This is a genomic window from Shewanella sp. 125m-1, from assembly GCF_052977065.1.
The window spans coordinates 1-19,750 of the sequence record NZ_JBRILT010000056.1; the positions used below are offsets into that span (position 1 = coordinate 1).

Genomic DNA, 19,750 nt, shown 5'->3' on the forward strand with positions numbered 1-19,750 from the left:
TTTATTATTGAGTTTGAAGACAGACTTGTGAAACATATTAACTAAAACTGCAGTTACACAGAATCTGTTACACCCTCGCTAAACTTAGCTTTTATCTTTTCCGTGAGTGAGCTTGCGAACGTTCCGTTATCCGTCAGCGAAGCGTTTGCTTTTCCTATCATCTAGAACCCTCTTTTCCCATATTTTCCGTAAGTGACGCAGTCACGTTCCCTAGGCCGCAGGCCGTTCGTCTTTGTCTTTCCTAGCACCTAGGACCTTTCTTCGCTTTTCCTAGGGCCTGCTTTTAACCTTCTTTTAGACACAAATACCAAAACTAACCATCCATGGGTTTTGGCATAAGTATTCCAGACACAAAAAAGGCGCCTTAAGGCGCCTTTTTTCTTCAAACAATAACCTTATCTGGCAATGTTCTTCTTGATGGTCTCGACAACACGCAACTGGGCAATAGCTTGAGCTAACTCAACTGCTGCCGCAGCATAGTTAAAGTCAGCACCAGCATCAGCCATATGAGCTTCTGCACGATGCTTGGCTTCTATAGCTGCCTGCTCATCAATCTCATCGGCACGCATAACGACGTCAGCCAATACTGAAATTGAAGAAGGTTGTACTTCCAGGATACCACCTGAAAGGTAAAACACCTCTTCGCTTCCATCTTGTTTGACGATGCGCGCCATGCCAGGTTTGATACTTGTCAACAGAGCTGCGTGACCAGGCATAATACCTAGTTCACCTTCTGTTCCTGATACTTGTAGCTGAGCTACTCGACCAGAAAAGATATGACTCTCTGCGCTTACCATATCAAGCTGTACTGTCATGGCTGCCATCCGTTCTCCTTAAACTAAGTCAAAGACTTAGTTATTTTTTGTTAGCTTTCTCAACAGCTTCGTCGATTGAACCAACCATGTAGAACGCTTGCTCTGGAAGGTGATCGAACTCACCCTCTAGAATGCCCTTGAAGCCACGGATTGTGTCTTTAAGAGAAACGTACTTACCTGGAGAACCGGTGAATACTTCTGCTACGAAGAAAGGCTGTGAAAGATATTTTTCAATCTTACGAGCACGGAATACAGTTGTCTTATCTTCATCAGATAATTCATCCATACCTAGGATCGCAATGATATCTTTCAGCTCTTTATAGCGCTGAAGTACGGTTTGAACACCGTTAGCAACATCATAATGCTCTTGGCCAACAACCTGTGGATCTAGCTGACGTGAAGTCGAATCCAATGGGTCAACCGCTGGGTAAATACCCAGTGAAGCAATGTTACGTGACAATACAACAGTCGCATCTAAGTGAGCGAAGGTTGTTGCTGGTGATGGATCCGTTAAGTCATCCGCAGGTACGTAAACGGCTTGAACAGAGGTAATAGACCCTGTCTTAGTCGATGTAATACGCTCCTGAAGTACACCCATCTCTTCAGCCAATGTTGGCTGGTAACCTACTGCTGATGGCATACGGCCTAGCAGTGCAGATACTTCAGTACCTGCCAAGGTGTAGCGATAGATGTTATCAACGAAGAAAAGAACATCTTTACCTTCGTCACGGAACTTCTCAGCCATTGTTAGACCAGTCAGTGCCACACGTAGACGGTTTCCTGGAGGCTCGTTCATCTGACCATATACCATGGCCACTTTATCTAGAACGCCAGAATCTTCCATCTCGTAGTAGAAATCGTTACCCTCACGAGTACGCTCACCTACACCGGCAAATACTGATAAACCAGAGTGTGCTTTAGCGATGTTGTTAATAAGTTCCATCATGTTGACGGTCTTACCAACACCAGCACCACCAAACAGACCTACTTTACCACCTTTAGCGAATGGACATACAAGGTCGATAACCTTGATACCCGTCTCTAAAAGCTCAGTAGTGCTTGATTGATCTTCATATGAAGGTGCTTCACGGTGGATCACATAACGATCTTCTTCACCGATAGGGCCCGCTTCATCAATAGGCTCGCCCAATACGTTCATGATACGGCCTAGAGTCGCAGACCCAACCGGAACTGAAATAGGTGAATCTGTGTTTGTCACCTCAAGACCACGACGCAGACCATCTGAAGAACCCATAGCGATGGTACGAACTACACCACCACCTAGTTGCTGCTGAACTTCCAGCACCAAGCCTTCACTTTTGATCTCTAGAGCGTCATATATCTGAGGTACGGCATCATGTGGAAACTCAACGTCCACAACCGCGCCAATTACTTGGACAACAGTACCTGTGCTCATGATTAATCCTCTAAAACTTGTATTCGTTACCTAGCCTAAACAGCAGCAGCACCAGAAACAATTTCCGACAATTCCTGCGTAATCGCAGCCTGACGGGCCTTGTTATAGACTAACTGCAAGTCACCGATAAGTTCACCAGCATTGTCAGTTGCAGCCTTCATAGCAACCATACGGGCCGCTTGCTCAGATGCAATATTTTCAACAACGCCTTGATAAACTTGAGATTCAACAAAACGAACTAGCAAAGTATCTAACAATAACTTTGGATCCGGCTCGTAGATATAATCCCACTGATGAGTAAACTCATCTTCTTCTGACTTAGGCAAAGGTAGCAGCTGCTCGATCACCGGCGTTTGCGTCATAGTATTTACAAACTTGTTGAATACTACGTACAAACGGTCCAGCTTGCCTTCGTTGTATGCTTCTAGCATCACACGTACTGTTCCGATCAGGTCAGCTAGCTTTGGAGCATCGCCTAAACCTGAAGCAGAAGCAGAAACAGATCCGCCAAAGCTATTGAAGAATTGCGCACTACGTGCACCAATTGTACAGAATTCAACTTCTGCACCAGCTTCACGCTGCTTCTTCACGTCTGCGACAACCTTCTTGAAAAGGTTGACGTTCAGACCACCACAAAGACCACGGTCGGTTGACACAACAATGTAACCAACACGCTTAGCTTCTCGCACTTCCAAATAAGGATGCTTATATTCGAGAGAACCTTGCGCCACGTGACCGATCACCTTACGCATATTTTCTGCATATGGACGACTAGCAGCCATGCGATCTTGTGCTCTACGCATTTTGCTCGCGGCAACCATTTCCATTGCAGACGTGATCTTCTGAGTGTTTTGAACACTCGCGATCTTGGTTTTAATCTCTTTAGCGTTGGCCATCTTTACTCTCCAATTCTGGACCTGAGGTGCCAGAGGCACCTCTAAATTTTACCAGGTTTGGGTTTCTACGAACTTGTCCAAGCTAGCCTTCAGCTCACCTTCGATATCAGCGTTATAATCGCCAGTATCGTTGATGGTCTTCATTAGGTCAGCATGTTCACTGTTCATGAAAGAGAGCAGAGACGCTTCGAAGTTACCAACTTTGTTCAGCTCAACGCTCTTCAAGTAACCTTTTTCAGCTGCGAAAATAGACACAGACTGATCAGCGATACTCATTGGAGCATATTGCTTTTGCTTCATAAGTTCGGTAACACGCTCACCATGCTCAAGCTGAGCACGAGTTGCATCATCTAAGTCAGATGCAAACTGTGAGAACGCTGCAAGCTCTCGATACTGTGCAAGAGCGGTACGAATACCACCAGACAGTTTCTTGATGATCTTAGTCTGCGCCGCACCACCAACACGAGAAACTGAGATACCTGGGTTAACCGCTGGACGTAGGCCAGAGTTAAATAGGTCTGTTTCAAGGAAGATCTGACCATCGGTAATCGAAATTACGTTAGTCGGTACGAATGCAGAAACGTCACCCGCTTGAGTTTCAATAATTGGTAGAGCAGTCAAAGAACCAGTTTGGCCTTTAACTTCACCTTTAGTGAACTTCTCAACATACTCGGCGTTAACACGTGAAGCACGTTCCAACAGACGAGAGTGAAGATAGAATACATCACCTGGGTATGCTTCACGTCCTGGAGGACGCTTAAGAAGCAATGAAATTTGACGGTAAGCAACTGCTTGCTTAGACAAATCATCATATACGATTAGTGAGTCTTCACCGCGGTCGCGGAAGTATTCACCCATTGTACAACCAGAGTATGGAGCCAAATATTGCAGTGCAGCAGCTTCAGAAGCTGTAGCAACAACAACAATGGTGTTCGCCAAAGCGCCGTGCTCTTCTAGCTTGCGTACCACGTTAGCGATTGTAGAAGCCTTTTGGCCTACCGCTACGTATACACACTTAATGCCAGAATCTTTTTGGTTGATAATCGCGTCGATCGCAAGAGCGGTTTTACCGATCTGACGGTCACCAATGATCAATTCACGTTGTCCACGACCGATTGGGATCATAGAGTCAACGGCTTTGTAACCAGTTTGCACTGGCTGATCAACTGATTTACGCTCAATTACACCAGGTGCAATTACTTCAACAGGAGAGAAACCATCGCTATCGATAGGTCCTTTACCGTCAATTGGTTCACCTAGAGTGTTGACTACGCGACCTAATAGACCACGGCCAACAGGTACTTCCAAAATACGGCCTGTTGTTTTAACTTTGTCGCCTTCTGCCAACGTGGCATAAGGGCCCATTACTACGGCACCGACAGAATCACGTTCTAAGTTCAACGCGATTGCAAAACGGTTACCAGGCAGCTCGATCATTTCACCCTGCATAACATCGGCTAGGCCGTGGATGCGGATGATGCCGTCACTTACTGCAACGATAGTACCTTCGTTGCGAGCTTCACTAACGACTTCGAACTGCTCGATCCGCTGTTTAATCAGATCGCTGATTTCAGTGGAATTCAGTTGCATGCTCAAACTCCCAATTACGATTGCAGTGCATCAGACAGACGCGAAATTTTTCCGCGGACCGAGCCATCAATGACTAAGTCTCCTGCCGTGATAATTACACCAGCAATAAGGCTGGTATCTATGCTGCAATTTAGCTTAACTTTGCGTGCTAGACGCTTCTCTAAAGAAGCGCTCAGCGCTTGTAGTTGCTCTGAGGTTAGCTCAGTAGCTGAAACAATTTCTGCTTCAACTTCTTTCGCGTACTCACGTTGCATCTCAACATATTGTTGAGCAACAGCTGGTAGCACAACTAAACGACCGTTTTCAGCCATTACCTTTAACAGGTTCTGAACTTGCTCGTTGATTTGCTCACCACAAACTCCAATAAAGAGTTCGGCAAGCTTACCGCTGGCAATAGAGCCAGACAGTAAAGGCTGCATAGTTTCGTTTTCACTCACTAATGCGGCAAAGCTTAGCATTTCAGCCCAACTCTCTACTGCTTTGTGTTCAAGAGCTAATTCAAAAGCTGCCTTTGCGTAAGGACGAGCGATGGTGGTTATTTCAGCCATAACTCAAGCTCCTTATTTAAAGTTCAGCAACAAGTTTATTAACTATGTCACTGTGTGCGGCTTCATCAATCGAACGTTCAAGAATTTTTTCTGCGCCAGCAATTGCTAGTACAGCTACTTGCTTACGCAAGTCTTCTTTTACGCGATTACGTTCGTTTTCAATTTCAGCGTGTCCCTGAGCAATAATTTTCGCTCGCTCAGTATCAGCTTCAACTTTTGCTTCATCAACGATTTGAGCTTTGCGCTTATTAGCTTGCTCAATGATTTCGTTTGCTGTTGCTTTTGCGTCTTTTAGCTGCTCTGTTGCTTTAACCTGAGCCAACTCTAAATCTTTTGCAGCACGTCCTGCATCAGCTAGACCATCAGCAATTTTCTTCTGGCGTTCTTCGATAGCGTTCATCAATGGCGGCCATACAAACTTCATGCAAAACCACACAAAGAGTAGAAAAGAAATCGCTTGGCCTAGCAGGGTAGCGTTAATACTCATAACGACAACTCCTTACTAAGGGGGACGATTAGCCAGCTAAAACTGCACTTAATTGACCCACAAACGGGTTAGCGAATACGAAGAATAATGCAACACCAACTGCAATCATTGAGATCGCATCAAGTAGACCAGCTACAATGAACATTTTAGTTTGAAGTGCAGGGGCAAGTTCTGGCTGACGAGCAGAAGCTTCTAGGAATTTACCACCTAGAATAGCAAAGCCAATACCAGTACCTAGCGCTGCTAAGCCGATCATAATTGCAACAGCTATTGCTGTAAAGCTAATTACAGTTTCCATTTTATCTCCGATAAGTATTTAATTTTAATAAATTAATGGTCTTCATGTGCCATGCTTAGATATACAATCGTAAGCATCATGAAGATAAACGCCTGCAGCACAATTACCAAAATATGGAAAATGGCCCAAGGCACTGATAATGCAAACTGTGCCCACCAAGGCATCAGCGCTATCAGAATAAAGATCAACTCACCTGCATACAGGTTACCAAACAGACGAAGCGATAATGAAATCGGCTTCGCAATCAGGGTAACTGTTTCCAAAACAAAGTTAATTGGAATCAGAGCCCAGTGATTGAAAGGCTGCATAGTCAGTTCTTTAGTGAACCCACCAAACCCTTTAACCTTGATACTGTAAAAAACAATTAACGCGAACACACTTAAAGCTAAGCCCAAAGTTACGTTCAAGTCAGTTGTAGGTACAATCTTTAGGTAAGGAACGCCTAATAATCTGTTTGCGGCCTCAGGTACAAAGTCAACAGGGATCAAGTCCATTAAGTTCATCAGGAAAACCCAGACGAAAATAGTAAGACCTAATGGTGCAATAACCGCGTTCCGCCCATGAAATGAGTCTTTAACGATTTTATCAACACCTTCCACGCACATTTCAACAAAACATTGAAGCTTGCCTGGAACACCAATTGTTGCCTTTTGTCCTACTTTGTAGAAAACCCACAAAAATAGAACCCCTAGACCTACTGAAAACAAAAGTGAGTCAATGTGCCAAGTCCAAAATCCCGCATCTTGACATGCATGGTTAAAAGCAATTCCACTATCCGTAGAACACATTTTCGCATTAGTCAGGTGATGCTGGATATAGTCGGAAGCCGTTATAGTTAACGTATCATCCCCAGTTGTCGCCATGATTAATCTCACTTAATTTTGTTTGAAGTATAAAGGGGCTGTCCAAGGTACGACTAACACTAATAAATAACTGACGAATAACGGCATAAATGACGATTTCATCAAGCCAAATGCAAGCGAAAATAACACAATGGTTAACAGCAACTTTACCGCTTCCCCCAGGAAAAAAGACCGTACGACCTTTCCTGATGCTTGTGCTCCCGCATGGGAGAAAGCTAGGGTTGCGAACACAAAATTAGGGAGTACTGCAATAGCACCACCTGCCAAAGCAGATGCGCCATACGGCCCCCCCCACATAGCAAAAAAGAAAACTGAAACACACCCAGCCATCGCTGCCTGTAGCAAAACTATTTTATAGGCTGACCACCGGCCACGACGCGCTAAAACCTTGCTCAATTTACCTTCTCCGCATTATAACTTCTTGTTTCGATGACCGGATTACAAATATCCGTATAAACCCGAGGTACAAAAAGCTTGCGAAAGTATACCGTTTCAGACATTCAAAGCAAGTTTAAGTAGTAGAAAAAGGAGACTTTTAGCGTGATCTACGCCAAAAGTCTAAAAGTGTAAGATTAACGAATGTCACAAAATTACATAATATCGTGTTAACTTCGTTTTTTTAGCGGATTTTGCTGATAATACCCTCTAATTCAGCCAGATCTTGATAGTTAATTACCATTTTACCTTTCCCTTTCTTGTTATGGGTAAGAGTGACCTTAGCGCCTAACCTTTCAATTAGTTGGGTCTCTAAACGGACTACATCGTGATCTTTAGCTGGTTTTTCAGCGATTTCAGTTTGATTTAAGGTTTTATTCACTAATCGTTCAGTTTCACGAACGGTTAATTCTTTCGCGACGACTAATCGAGCTAGATTTGTTTGCTCATCACCACCGATGGCAAGCAATGCACGACCGTGGCCCATATCGATATCGCCGTACTCAAGCATACGCTTTACAGGCTCGTTTAAACCATTAAGACGCAATAGGTTCGATACCGTTGCACGAGACTTACCAACTGCATCGGCAATTTGTTGGTGGGTCAGATCAAACTCTTCAATGAGGCGATTTAATGCAATGGCTTCTTCCATCGCATTTAGGTCTTCACGCTGAATGTTCTCAATCAAAGCAATAGCAACAGCAGCCTCATCAGCCACCTGCTTTACAATACAAGGAATTTTCGTCAGTCCTGCAAGCTGAGATGCACGCCAGCGACGCTCACCGGCAATAATTTCATAGCTTTCAGGCGAGATTTTACGCACAACGATTGGCTGAATAATACCTTGAGCCCGAATAGACTCTGCAAGCTCTTCTAATGCCTCTGATGACATATCTTTACGCGGTTGATACTTACCAGGTTGTAACCTATCAATATCTAACGTAATTAAATCGTCGTTTTTAATATTTTGTTCAACTTCAGTCGCAGTAATAGGTTCTGCGCGCTTACTTGCTGCTTGGCTTGTGCTTAGTAATGCATCAAGGCCTTTACCCAAGCCTCTTTTTTTCAGTGTCATTTTTTATCCTTAAACTTGCTCAGCCTGGGTGAGTTGCTCTGCTCGACGAATAATTTCGCCAGCGAGAGCTAGGTAAGCTTTAGCCCCTGCGCTCGATTTATCATAATACATCGCTGGAGCGCCAAAACTTGGTGCCTCAGCCAAACGAACATTCCTTGGGATCACTGTACGATAAACTTTGTCACCGAAGTGCTGTTTTAGCTGATCGGAAACATCATTAGAAAGTCGGTTACGGGGATCGTACATAGTACGCAAGATCCCTTCTATATGCAGACCCGAGTTAACCATAGCACCAAGTTTACTAATGGTATCCATTAGTGCCGTAAGGCCTTCCAGCGCGTAATATTCGCATTGCATAGGGACTAAAACAGAATCGGCTGCTGACATGGCATTAACCGTTAACATGTTTAGTGAAGGCGGGCAGTCAATAAAAATGAAGTCATAATCATCTTTGATAGGGGCAAGAGCATTACGTAAACGAACCTCACGGGCATAGAACTCCATGAGCTTAATTTCCGCAGCAGTAACGTCACCATTACCAGCAATGAGATCATATTTACCGTTAGTATCTCGGCAAACAACATCTGCAAAGGGTTTTTCTTCAACCAATAACTCATAAGCGGTGTTTTCGACAGTATATTTATCGATGCCACTCCCCATGGTCGCATTACCTTGAGGATCGAGATCGATCAACAAAACACGACGTTTAGTCGCCGCAAGAGAGGCCGCTAAATTTACACAAGTTGTTGTTTTTCCGACGCCACCTTTCTGGTTGGCCACGGCAATCACTTTACCCACAATATCACCCTGTAAGTCACTTTTATTAGATTCCAGTGTGTTGTTTAACCCTGGAAATTAGCGCACTAATCTAATGGTTATTAGTAACAAATTGCTTGAAGCGCCGAAAGATTGCAACTCTTCTGTTCGCATTATCTGCAACTACTGGCTTCACCTAGTCCATTTCTATAGCGACTTAGATAAAATAAGCTAACGGTCATCAAAAGGTGACAACCGCATTAAAAATTAATCAGCCTTGCTTGATGACACGCAATAAATGACGCTGTTCATCCAGTTTTGGCACTTTAAGTTCAAAGACATCGGTTACCACAAACCCAGCTGGCAATTGTGACATTTCTTCTTCACTCAATTGCCCCTTAAGCGCATAGAAACAACCATCCACTTTGGGTAAATGGTGGCACCAGTGCAGCATATCTTGGATTGAAGCGAACGCACGGCTTAATACGCCATCAAATAGCTCTTCAGGTTGGTAAGCCTCAACACGGCTTTCTATTGAAGAGATATTATTGATACCTAACTCAAACTGTACCTGTTTTTGGAAACGGATCCGCTTACCCAAGCTATCGAGTAAGACAAATTCTTTATCTGGGTTTAAGATCGCGAGCGGGATCCCTGGTAAACCAGGACCTGTGCCGACGTCAATAAAACGCGATCCCTTAAGGTGAGGCGATACCACTAAACTATCCATGATATGACGGATTAACATCTGCTCTGGGTCACGTACAGATGTCAGGTTAAATGCCTTATTCCACTTGTTAAGCATGCCGACAAAGTCTACAAGCTGCTTCTTTTGCTGCTCAGTAGCAGTCAGGCCAACTTCGGCCATATAATCATTTAATTGGGCAGATAACACAGTTTGTGTCCTCAAAATAAAGCGAATCAAAAATCAATCAGTATTATGAATCGCAGAAAAGATGAAAGGAAGCCTCAAAGCTTCCCTTTATCATCCAAAACGACCGAATATGTGGAGAATTAAGCGCTTTTACGTAATAGACCACGTTTTTTCAGATGAACCAATAGGATTGAGATTGCCGCAGGGGTCATTCCAGAGATCCGTGAAGCTTGGCCAATCGTTTCAGGCTTGTGCTCATTCATCTTAGCAATCACCTCATTCGACAAACCCGGTACTTCTTGGTAATCCAAATCTAGCGGTAGCAGGGTGGTTTCATGACGAATAGCTTTATCGATTTCACCTTGCTGACGTTGGATATAACCTGAATACTTTACCTGGATCTGCACTTGCTCTGCAGCGCGTTGATCTTCGAGTCCTGGACCAAAACCATCGATAGACATCAACTTTGGATAATCCATTTCTGGACGACGCAGCAGATCTTCAAACGTTGCTTCACGAGTGATCGGTGTATTCAAATTCGGGTTAAGCGCTTCAACTAGCGGTGAGTTTGGATGGATCCACTGACCACGTAAACGCTGTAGTTCAGTTTCGATCGATTCCATTTTCTCACTAAACAATGCCCATCGCTTATCGTCAACCAAGCCTAGCTCACGGCCTTTTTCGGTTAATCGTAAGTCAGCATTATCTTCACGAAGCAGCAAACGGTATTCAGCACGACTGGTAAACATACGGTACGGTTCTTTGGTACCTAATGTCGACAAGTCGTCTACCAAAACACCTAGGTAGGCTTGATCTCGTCGTGGCGCCCAAGATTCTTTACCTTGAACCTGTAGCGATGCATTCATGCCCGCTAACAAGCCTTGTGCCCCAGCTTCTTCATAACCGGTAGTACCATTAATTTGTCCCGCAAAGAACAAACCACTAATGGTTTTAGTTTCTAATGAGTTTTTAAGATCGCGAGGATCAAAATAATCATATTCAATCGCATAACCAGGACGCATGATCTGTGCGTTTTCCATACCTTTGATTGAACGTACTAAGTTCAACTGCACGTCAAAAGGCAAACTGGTAGAAATACCGTTTGGATAGATCTCGGTGGTATTTAATCCCTCTGGTTCAATAAAGATCTGATGCGATGTTTTGTCTGCAAAGCGATTGATCTTATCTTCGATAGAAGGGCAATAGCGTGGACCAATACCTTCGATAATCCCTGAGTACATTGGGCTTCTGTCTAAACCACCACGAATAATATCGTGAGTGCGCTCATTGGTATGAGTGATATGACAAGAAACCTGCTCAGGATGATCATTTACATCGCCGATAAATGACATCACAGGCAATGGATCATCGCCTTTTTGCTCTGTCATTAGAGAAAAATCTATGGTGTTAGCGTCAATGCGTGGCGGGGTACCCGTTTTTAAACGTCCCACACGAATTGGTAATTCTCTTAACCTATTGGCTAACGCAATTGCAGGTGGATCACCTGCTCGGCCGCCGCTGTAATTTTCAAGACCAATATGGATTTTACCACCTAGGAATGTACCAGCAGTAAGAACGACTGCAGGTGCTTCAAAGGCTAAACCCATTTGAGTGACGGCACCAATGACTTTGCCATTTTCGACTACAAGATCGTCTACCGCTTGCTGGAAAATACGTAAGTTTGGTTGGTGCTGTAAAATTTCTTGGATCTTGTGTCGGTAAAGTGCTCTGTCTGCTTGTGCACGAGTTGCACGAACAGCTGGCCCTTTACTCGAGTTCAATGTTCGAAATTGAATACCTGCAAAATCGGTAGCAACGGCCATTGCTCCACCTAACGCATCAATTTCTTTGACTAAGTGTCCTTTACCTATGCCGCCGATAGCAGGGTTACAGGACATCTGTCCTAAAGTATCTATGTTATGGGTCAGTAAAAGTGTTTTGGAGCCCATTCTTGCAGAAGCTAACGCCGCTTCTGTACCAGCATGACCACCACCAACAACGATTACATCAAACCGTTCATGAAATTGCATTCGACAGCCTTCGATTTGTAAAAGGATAAATTGTTTCTGAGCGGATCATTTTAGCATTTGCTTCGCTTAAGGTGAACGATCTATTTTGCTTGTTTTGATCAAGGTGGATCGCCTTAATAGATCTTAAGATCTTTATATAGATCTCTTATTATGTTTACTATTAGGATCGCACTTTTCGGTGGATAACTCTAATTCCTCTTTAGATTTAGTAGTTTACAGCAAAACGATCCTGTGATCTGATCGCGATCTAACTGGCTTAAGCTTGGGGATAGATCGCCTACTTATCCACAAGGTGGATCATTGAGCAGATCGGGTGTGAATTAATACAGACGTTGATCAGATCAAAATAATAGCTTATCCACATATTTATTAAATAAAAGAGTTATATGTGGATAAGTTGGATCTAATCTGTGCGTTACTAAAAAGATAACCCGTAAAGCTGAGATGAAAGTCGATCTTAAAGTTGATCTTGCCAGCCGCTAACCCATGATAATGCTGGATCTTCTGGGATTGGATCGTATTGCACATCGATCTGGATCTTATCCACATAGACTTGTGCACCGCATAGGTTAAGCTGATCGACTAATTTTTCTGGGCCCTGACAAAAAGTATCGTAGCTAGAATCGCCGATGGCACATAAGGCGAATTTTATTGCGCTAAGATCGGGCTTTTTGGCTTGGATCTCGTCGAAAAATGGCACTATATTGTCGGGCAGATCACCCGCTCCATGAGTTGAAGAAACAATTAACCAGAGTGAATCCTGGCTAAGATCGCTCAAATTTGGTGTTAAATGCACGATAGTTTCATGGCCTAAATCGCCTAATTGATCGGATATTTCATCCGCTACATATTCAGCGCTGCCTAGTGTGGTGCCGACTAAAATGTCTACTTTTGCCATTATTTGTCCTAATTGTTACTGTCGAAAGAGCGCTAAGTTTGCCAATACCCTTGTTTTATTAAGAGCAATATTAAGGGCAAATTATAGATTATTGGCGCTTATTATTTGCGTGCATCATAAGTTAAATTCAATTTTGAATCTTGTAGCTTGACGTGATTTACGCTGAATTTAGCCAGTTAAATGGCAATTTTTTGGTCCAATAAAGCCCAAAGCAGCCATTAGAAACGCGAGTTAAAGCTGAAGATAAGCCAATTATTAGGTTTATTCGGTGTAAAAATAGAACTGTGATGATGATTGAATCCAAAAATATAGCCTGTTGCTGTTGTTATGTTGTTGCTCTAGCGCTTAGATCACGTTTGTTAAAAGCGGATAAAGGTATCTTGATCGGCTACCTAGGTTAATAAAATTATAATTATTAGGATCTGAATAAAATGATAAATAAAATAATTCTCGATACTGATCCGGGGATTGATGATGCAATGGCTATCTTGTTTGCTGAAGCTCACCCAGCTATTGAACTTATGGCCATTACCACTGTTTATGGTAATGCCACTATTGAGAATGGAACTAATAATGCGCTGTTTTTAAAAAGAAAGTATGGTTTTAAGGCTGATGTAGCACAAGGGGCAAGTCAACCCATCGTGCGCGATCCGGTTGGGCCAACTGTTGTTGTGCATGGTGAAACAGGCTTTGGTGATGTGCATGCCCCAAAAGAGTTGGGGGTGACTGCCGATCCTCGTCCTGCCTACCAATACATTATTGATAGCGTTAAAGCGGAACCTGGTGAAATAACCTTAGTTGCGGTTGGGCCATTAACTAACTTGGCGTTAGCACTCGATGCGGCGCCTGAGATCGCAGGCTTAGTAAAAGAAGTTGTCGTGATGGGTGGCGCCTTCGGTGAGAATAATCATCGTGGCAATGTTACTCCTTATGCTGAAGCAAATATCCATGATGATCCGCATGCGGCTGATATCGTCTTTACCGCACCTTGGCCAGTCGTTGTTATCGGTTTAGATGTAACAGAGGAGAGCTTCTTTACTAAGGACTTTCTTGATCAACTTAGAGATGACGCCGCTGAAGTGGGTCAGTTTATTTGGGATATTAGTCGTTATTATCTTAAGTTTTACTCTGAAAAAGTCGGTTTAGAAGGTTGTCATGTGCATGACCCATCTGCTATTGCTTATGTTATCGAGCCTTCTTTATTCAGCTTAAGAAAAGGACCCATTCGCGTTGTGACCGATGGACCTGCAGAAGGGCTAACCATTCAAAAATTTGATGGCCGCATCTATCCACATGATGATTGGGAGCTAAAACCTGTCCAGCAAGTCGGAGTAGCCGTAAAGGATGAGGCATTACTGCAGCTTTATCGTGAAACCATTATTGAATATGGTCATAGAAGCTAATTGAAGTTGCTATTAATGCTTGATGAGTTTCATATTATCGGTAATGCGCAAATAACCTAACTAAGCGGGAAACTCCCCGCTTTTTTATTACCCATTTCTGCTTATATCTATTGATATTTCATCGCGACATTCAATATTTCGCTCAGTATCGACGACTGTTCGATAGTTACCTTGTATTCAAGATAATCGTTACCACTGTATTGAGTGGGGCTTTAGCTTTCTTTTTGAGTGTTCTAGAATGCTAAATCACTTATGAACCTTGAATGTAATATGAAGTTAGATGAGATAGTAACGACGCTAAGTCGTGGCGACTTAACAGAGCTCCCGGTTGACGCTATACAAGCCGCTAGGCTGCAGTGGCCAGAATTACTGCCCGTTATTGATGAGTTAATGCAGGCATTTATTGCTAAAGAAGCATTGACTGATCCAGAGGCTAACCTGTTGTTCTTCGGTATTTGTCTTATTATCGATCGTAAGCAATTTAGCTGTTTTGATTCTCTGATCAATTTAACCAATAAAGACGACTGTAATAGTCCTTTAGATGCACTACTGGGTGACTTTATTGGTTCTGAGCTTTCTACTGCTTATTATATCTTGGCTCAAGGGAAACCTGAGCAACTTTGCCTTCTGGTTAACTCTGAATGCGCTGGAGAAATAGTTAAAATGGCTGCTTTAGGGGCACTATTTTCACAGCTTAATAGTGGCCAAATCGATAAAGAGACACTTAATCAAAGTATTCCTGACTTTATCGATAACCTTGTTGCCTATGAACATTCTATAGCCCTGTTTGAGCTGACTAATTTATTGATTTCTAATCAGTTCAATCAATATCATACCCAAATGGTAGAGTTAGTCGTACGTAAAGTGATAGATGAAGGGGTCCTTGAAAATCAATGTATTATTGATTGGGACAACAACAGTATTGGCTACTCTGAATGGGAAAGTGGCCTGATAAGTGGTGAATTCGATATTATTGACTCGCTGAGTCAGTGGGCTGGTTTCAATAATGAATCAGAGATGAGTGATGAAGCTTTAATGGCGGTATTCGATGATCTTATGAATTCGTCGAATGAATTTGACGAAAGCTACTTTGAGAATATTGCTCCTCAGCAACCATTCATCAAAGATACTTTAGCTGGCCGCAATGATCCTTGCCCTTGCGGCAGTGGAAAAAAATATAAAAAGTGTTGTTTGAATTAAATATTGGCGCGATATAACAACAATAAAGAGGTGATAGTATGTCAATCATTGAACGAGTAGGCAAAGCACTAGAGCCTTTAATGTTAGCCATGGGACTGATTAGCCCACTTGCCACTTTGCCGCAATTGTACAAGCTTTTTTTCTCTCACAGTGAGCATGCCGCAGGTTTGTCACTTATTACTTGGGTGCTTTATGCCTTTATCGCATTGTTGTGGACGACATATGGTTTATATCATAAAAATCCAACAATTTGGGTGGGTAATAGCCTTGGTTTTATTATGTATATGGGAATGGTGGTTGGGATTATTATCCTAACAGGAGGCACGTTTTAATTTATATCTGCTTTTCGCTAAATATGCCGTTTTTTCTTTGCCAAAAAGCTGAAGATAGCTTCAAATGTTGACCGAATGCATCATGTACATAAAAAGCGGGATATACCCGCTTTTTCGATCTCAATTTTGCTTATATCAACTGATATTTTGTACTTGAGAAGCCAGTAACCAAATGGCTAAAACAAAGAAGATCACACCCATAAACTTATTTTGATAAGTTCGGAACTTCTCATTCTTGAGTAATGGCTTGCCTACGCTACCAACTAAGGCCACCAGTAGTAGATTAAAGGCCAATCCCATCACGTTAAGCAGTAACCCAAGTGCTAGCATTTGTTCGCCTGAACTGGCAGTTAATTGAGTTGAAACGAATTGAGGCAAAAATAAAACGAAAAATATTAATGCTTTAGGGTTGAGTAGATTACTGACGACTGCACGGCGATATAAGAGCTTGGCAAGATTGTTCTGCTGCTCAATTTCAGGTGCCTGTGCAGCAGAGCTACGCATACAATCCCACCCCATTTTTAATAGATAGGCTGCACCTAGCACTCGCAGCACTTCGAGTGCCATTGGATTCATCGCTATTACTGCCGACACACCCATAGCGGCCAATAACGTTAAGACAAGTCCTGATGTTGCATTACCAAAGCTCGCGTAAACCCCTACTTTTTTACCGTAGCTAAGGCTAGAACTCGCTATCAATAGCATGTCTGGACCTGGGATGAGTAGGAGGGCGACAACGGTTGTTAAATATAGTGGTAGTAAAGCCAAATCGATCATCATAAATGCGCTGTATAAAAGTAAGCAATCAAAACAAGGCGCGGATTCTACAGTGATCGTATTGGAATGAAAGTGATACAGCTTGTAAAAGCGCTCACTAGCTTGGCAGACTTTGTTTACGCATGAGTTATAGGGGGGAGTTATAGGTTGGTGTAATAAGCGATATTGTGTTTTATTTAGCTTTATAGGGCACAATTATGCGCTGTGCTTGTGAAAAGGGGATCTTTAATAAGAGTGAGCAGTATTTATTTCAAATTGTTTGTTAATTCAATATAATACTGTTCTCTTCTTGTTAATTAAAACGATGAACTTCATGCAGAAAAGTGGCTTTACACTAATAGAGTTAGTAGTGGTTATTGTTATTCTAGGTTTACTCGCTGTGACAGCTGCTCCTCGTTTTATTGATCTTCAATCTGATGCCAGGATTTCATCTTTAAAAGGTTTAAAAGCTGAAATGCACGGTGTTATGAATGTGCTTTACTCTAAATCAGTGTTGCAGGGGTTACAGAATAAGCCGCCAGAAGATAAGGATGATGCTACCGATGATGAAAATGTCATTATCATCGATGGCCAAAAAATACATTTAGCCTACGGTTACCCTGCTGCTGACTCCAAGAAAGCCTAGAGTATATTAATTATGGCGACTTTTACTGATTCTGTTTTCAATGCTGATGAGTACGGGGATTGGTATTTTCATAATAACGGCGGCGATAATTCCATTCGCTTTATGACCCAATCAAAAAAGTATAGTGGTGATAGTTGCTACCTAAAATATACAGAGGCCACAAGTCCCACTACCCCGCCTGTTTTTGAAATCGTTGATTCTGGTTGCTAATCAATTAGTTAGTAAAATCATTTGGTTTGAATCTGGATTTTAATATTACTTTAAATAAGTAAAGACTTAAGCTGCATAAGGTTTCACGTGGAACTATTCGCAAATAGTAAAAGATGAGACCGCTCTGCGGTAGTGTATCGCTTCTGAGGCAAGGTCATTAATTGTTCCTCTGTTCTACCTCATACCTCATTATAGTCGTGTATTCATGACATTCGACCTCCATGGTCTTAAGTATTCCTATTCCATACGCCTTAAAGACATTTCCCATATATCCCTGTGGAGGACATATTTTACGTATGTCAGGTAAATACAAGACAATGCTGATCTCAACAAGTTAAGCGTATAGTTGAGCCTAGCTTTATAGAGGGGATTTTGCGCGTTTTAAAATTGGCGGAGTGTCAAAATAGGAGTTTAGATCAGCTATCTTATCAATCGGCCATACTTGCTGATTTTTGTCTGTGATAACTTTTAAATTGAGTGCAATTCCTAGCGCGATCATAGGCTGCTTTTTCTGAGTATAACTTATCTAAGAAGATCAAATAATTCCAAAAATCAATATATTATGATCTTAGGTTTAATTATATAAAACCCATCTAAATCATTAACTTAAAAAGATGTCTAACTGTTGATTTAGATCTATCCACAGATCAATACAGCTTGTTGATATCTCTGTTGATACTTATCTCAGCTTTGATGATCTCGATCATTGTTTTTCTGCTTTTGATCATAATGGATCTTATCTGCAACATGATCGCTATTTAGATAAACAAAAAGCCACAGTAGTTAAGGCTACTGTGGCTTTATATTTTGTGGAATTATTCTTAATTCGAACTGTTTTACTTACCGATACAGAATGAACTAAAGATTTTGCCGAGCAGATCATCTGAGGTAAATTTACCCGTTATCTCAGATAGTGCCATTTGACACATGCGTAGCTCTTCGGCGAGTAGCTCACCTGCTTGATAGACCTCTAATTGCTCTTTACCCAGTAGTAGATGGCTACTTGCCAAGTCGAGTGCTTCTAAATGACGTCGACGAGCGATAAAGCCACCCTCAAGGTTACTTTGGTAACCCATCAATGATTTTAGGTGTTGCTTTAGATTGTCAACCCCTAGGCCTGTTTTAGCTGAGATCCGGTAAACGCTGTGGCCTGACTCGTGAGTTACCGCAAGATCTTCGCCGGTAAGATCGGCTTTGTTACGCACAACAGTTACGCCTAAATTACTTGGTAGGCGATCGATAAAGTCTGGCCAGATTTCGTGCGGGTCAACTGCGGGGGTTGTGGTGCCATCTACCATAAACAAAACGCGATCGGCTGTTTTTATCTCATCCCACGCACGTTCAATACCAATTTTTTCTACGGTATCGACAGTATCACGTAGGCCTGCAGTGTCGATAATATGCAGTGGCATACCATCTAAATGGATATGTTCACGTAATACATCGCGTGTGGTGCCAGCAATTTCGGTCACAATCGCTGACTCTTTTCCTGCAAGTGCATTCAATAGGCTTGATTTACCTGCATTAGGTCGGCCAGCTATCACTACTTTCATACCTTCACGTATGATAGAGCCTTGTTTTGCGCTGGCTTGAACACCATCAAGCTTGCCAATAATACCATTTAAAGATGCGGCAATTTTACCATCTGATAGGAAGTCTACCTCTTCATCGGGGAAATCAATTGCAGCCTCGACGTATAGGCGTAGGTTGGTGACCTTTTCTACTAGATCATGTACCTGAGTAGAGAATTCACCCTGAAGTGAGTTTAGAGCGCTTTTAGCGGCTTGTTCGCTAGTGGCATCAATTAAGTCGGCAATGGCTTCGGCTTGAGTGAGGTCAAGCTTGTCGTTCATAAAGGCTTGTTCGCTGAATTCACCGGGTTTGGCAATTCGCAGCCCGTCAACTTCCATCACTCGTTTAATCAGCATATCGAGAACGATTTGGCCGCCATGGCCTTGAAGCTCTAGTACATCTTCACCGGTAAAGGAGTTTGGACCTTTAAAGAATAGCGCAATACCTTGGTCGATAACTTCGCCGCTATCATCTTTAAAATCACAGTAGTCTGCGTAACGGGTTTTAGGGATATGTCCTAAAACGGCCATAGCAACATTACTCGCTAAGTCGCCAGATACGCGAATAATACCTACGCCACCACGCCCTGGAGCGGTCGCTTGTGCCACGATAGTATCTGTTGTCATTACTGTGTTTCCTAATCTGATTT

Annotated in this window: 20 protein-coding genes; 4 read left to right on the top strand and 16 right to left on the bottom strand. The window is 42.6% G+C overall.

The features are described 5' to 3' along the window. Positions 1 to 395 precede the first annotated feature (395 nt). The 14 genes from ACVBIK_RS18405 to mioC all read right to left on the bottom strand — a co-directional run bounded on the left by ACVBIK_RS18405 (position 396) and on the right by mioC (position 12,982). Positions 396 to 824: a F0F1 ATP synthase subunit epsilon gene (locus ACVBIK_RS18405; protein ID WP_447161618.1), complete on the bottom strand. Its 429-nt coding sequence runs from the start codon at positions 822 to 824 to the stop codon at positions 396 to 398. 31 nt (positions 825 to 855) lie between these two features. Then, positions 856 to 2,232: a F0F1 ATP synthase subunit beta gene (atpD, locus tag ACVBIK_RS18410; protein ID WP_447161619.1), complete on the bottom strand. Its 1,377-nt coding sequence runs from the start codon at positions 2,230 to 2,232 to the stop codon at positions 856 to 858. Between the two features lie 35 nt (positions 2,233 to 2,267). Beyond that, positions 2,268 to 3,128: a F0F1 ATP synthase subunit gamma gene (atpG, locus tag ACVBIK_RS18415; protein ID WP_447161620.1), complete on the bottom strand. Its 861-nt coding sequence runs from the start codon at positions 3,126 to 3,128 to the stop codon at positions 2,268 to 2,270. A gap of 48 nt (positions 3,129 to 3,176) precedes the next feature. After that, complete coding sequence (atpA, locus tag ACVBIK_RS18420) at positions 3,177 to 4,718, bottom strand: F0F1 ATP synthase subunit alpha (RefSeq protein WP_220764212.1); 1,542 nt, start codon at positions 4,716 to 4,718, stop codon at positions 3,177 to 3,179. A 14-nt stretch (positions 4,719 to 4,732) separates the two neighbouring features. Then, a complete protein-coding gene (atpH, locus tag ACVBIK_RS18425) occupies positions 4,733 to 5,266 on the bottom strand; it encodes a F0F1 ATP synthase subunit delta (RefSeq protein WP_447161621.1) in 534 nt (177 codons plus the stop codon). 16 nt (positions 5,267 to 5,282) lie between these two features. Beyond that, positions 5,283 to 5,753 (bottom strand): F0F1 ATP synthase subunit B, encoded by a 471-nt coding sequence (gene atpF / locus ACVBIK_RS18430; RefSeq protein ID WP_110458822.1) that lies wholly within the window; start codon positions 5,751 to 5,753, stop codon positions 5,283 to 5,285. A gap of 28 nt (positions 5,754 to 5,781) precedes the next feature. After that, on the bottom strand, positions 5,782 to 6,051 hold the full coding sequence (atpE, locus tag ACVBIK_RS18435) for a F0F1 ATP synthase subunit C (RefSeq protein WP_447161622.1): 270 nt from the start codon (positions 6,049 to 6,051) through the stop codon (positions 5,782 to 5,784). Between the two features lie 32 nt (positions 6,052 to 6,083). After that, positions 6,084 to 6,914: a F0F1 ATP synthase subunit A gene (gene atpB / locus ACVBIK_RS18440; RefSeq protein ID WP_447161623.1), complete on the bottom strand. Its 831-nt coding sequence runs from the start codon at positions 6,912 to 6,914 to the stop codon at positions 6,084 to 6,086. A gap of 12 nt (positions 6,915 to 6,926) precedes the next feature. Continuing rightward, positions 6,927 to 7,310 (bottom strand): ATP synthase subunit I, encoded by a 384-nt coding sequence (locus ACVBIK_RS18445; protein ID WP_447161624.1) that lies wholly within the window; start codon positions 7,308 to 7,310, stop codon positions 6,927 to 6,929. 223 nt (positions 7,311 to 7,533) lie between these two features. Then, entirely contained in the window at positions 7,534 to 8,424 is an 891-nt protein-coding gene (locus tag ACVBIK_RS18450) for a ParB/RepB/Spo0J family partition protein (protein ID WP_447161625.1), read from the bottom strand. Between the two features lie 9 nt (positions 8,425 to 8,433). Further along, positions 8,434 to 9,222, bottom strand: a complete 789-nt coding sequence (locus tag ACVBIK_RS18455) for a ParA family protein (RefSeq protein ID WP_447161626.1) — start codon at positions 9,220 to 9,222, stop codon at positions 8,434 to 8,436. Positions 9,223 to 9,451: 229 nt separating this feature from the next. Then, a complete protein-coding gene (gene rsmG / locus ACVBIK_RS18460; protein WP_447161627.1) occupies positions 9,452 to 10,075 on the bottom strand; it encodes a 16S rRNA (guanine(527)-N(7))-methyltransferase RsmG in 624 nt (207 codons plus the stop codon). A gap of 119 nt (positions 10,076 to 10,194) precedes the next feature. Then, the gene (gene mnmG, locus ACVBIK_RS18465; RefSeq protein WP_447161628.1) at positions 10,195 to 12,084 is read right to left on the bottom strand and encodes a tRNA uridine-5-carboxymethylaminomethyl(34) synthesis enzyme MnmG; all 1,890 of its coding nucleotides are present in this window, start codon (positions 12,082 to 12,084) and stop codon (positions 10,195 to 10,197) included. Positions 12,085 to 12,541: 457 nt separating this feature from the next. After that, positions 12,542 to 12,982 (bottom strand): FMN-binding protein MioC, encoded by a 441-nt coding sequence (mioC, locus tag ACVBIK_RS18470; RefSeq protein WP_447161629.1) that lies wholly within the window; start codon positions 12,980 to 12,982, stop codon positions 12,542 to 12,544. Between the two features lie 431 nt (positions 12,983 to 13,413). Here mioC and ACVBIK_RS18475 point away from each other — a divergent pair, with 431 nt between their 5' ends. From ACVBIK_RS18475 to ACVBIK_RS18485, 3 genes are all read left to right on the top strand, one after another. Then, positions 13,414 to 14,385, top strand: a complete 972-nt coding sequence (locus ACVBIK_RS18475) for a nucleoside hydrolase (RefSeq protein WP_447170244.1) — start codon at positions 13,414 to 13,416, stop codon at positions 14,383 to 14,385. 270 nt (positions 14,386 to 14,655) lie between these two features. Continuing rightward, positions 14,656 to 15,585, top strand: coding sequence for an SEC-C metal-binding domain-containing protein (locus tag ACVBIK_RS18480; RefSeq protein ID WP_447170245.1), 930 nt, complete (start codon positions 14,656 to 14,658; stop codon positions 15,583 to 15,585). Between the two features lie 38 nt (positions 15,586 to 15,623). Next, positions 15,624 to 15,917: a SemiSWEET transporter gene (locus ACVBIK_RS18485; protein ID WP_447161632.1), complete on the top strand. Its 294-nt coding sequence runs from the start codon at positions 15,624 to 15,626 to the stop codon at positions 15,915 to 15,917. A gap of 135 nt (positions 15,918 to 16,052) precedes the next feature. Here ACVBIK_RS18485 and ACVBIK_RS18490 read toward each other — a convergent pair whose 3' ends face one another. Beyond that, entirely contained in the window at positions 16,053 to 16,697 is a 645-nt protein-coding gene (locus tag ACVBIK_RS18490; protein ID WP_447161633.1) for a LysE family translocator, read from the bottom strand. 346 nt (positions 16,698 to 17,043) lie between these two features. On the opposite strand from ACVBIK_RS18490, the gene ACVBIK_RS18495 reads away from it, so the two are divergent. Continuing rightward, positions 17,044 to 17,319 (top strand): type II secretion system protein, encoded by a 276-nt coding sequence (locus ACVBIK_RS18495; protein ID WP_447170246.1) that lies wholly within the window; start codon positions 17,044 to 17,046, stop codon positions 17,317 to 17,319. Positions 17,320 to 18,365: 1,046 nt separating this feature from the next. Here the strand turns inward: ACVBIK_RS18495 and mnmE are convergent. Then, on the bottom strand, positions 18,366 to 19,727 hold the full coding sequence (gene mnmE / locus ACVBIK_RS18500) for a tRNA uridine-5-carboxymethylaminomethyl(34) synthesis GTPase MnmE (RefSeq protein WP_447170247.1): 1,362 nt from the start codon (positions 19,725 to 19,727) through the stop codon (positions 18,366 to 18,368). Between the last annotated feature and the right edge of the window lie 23 nt (positions 19,728 to 19,750).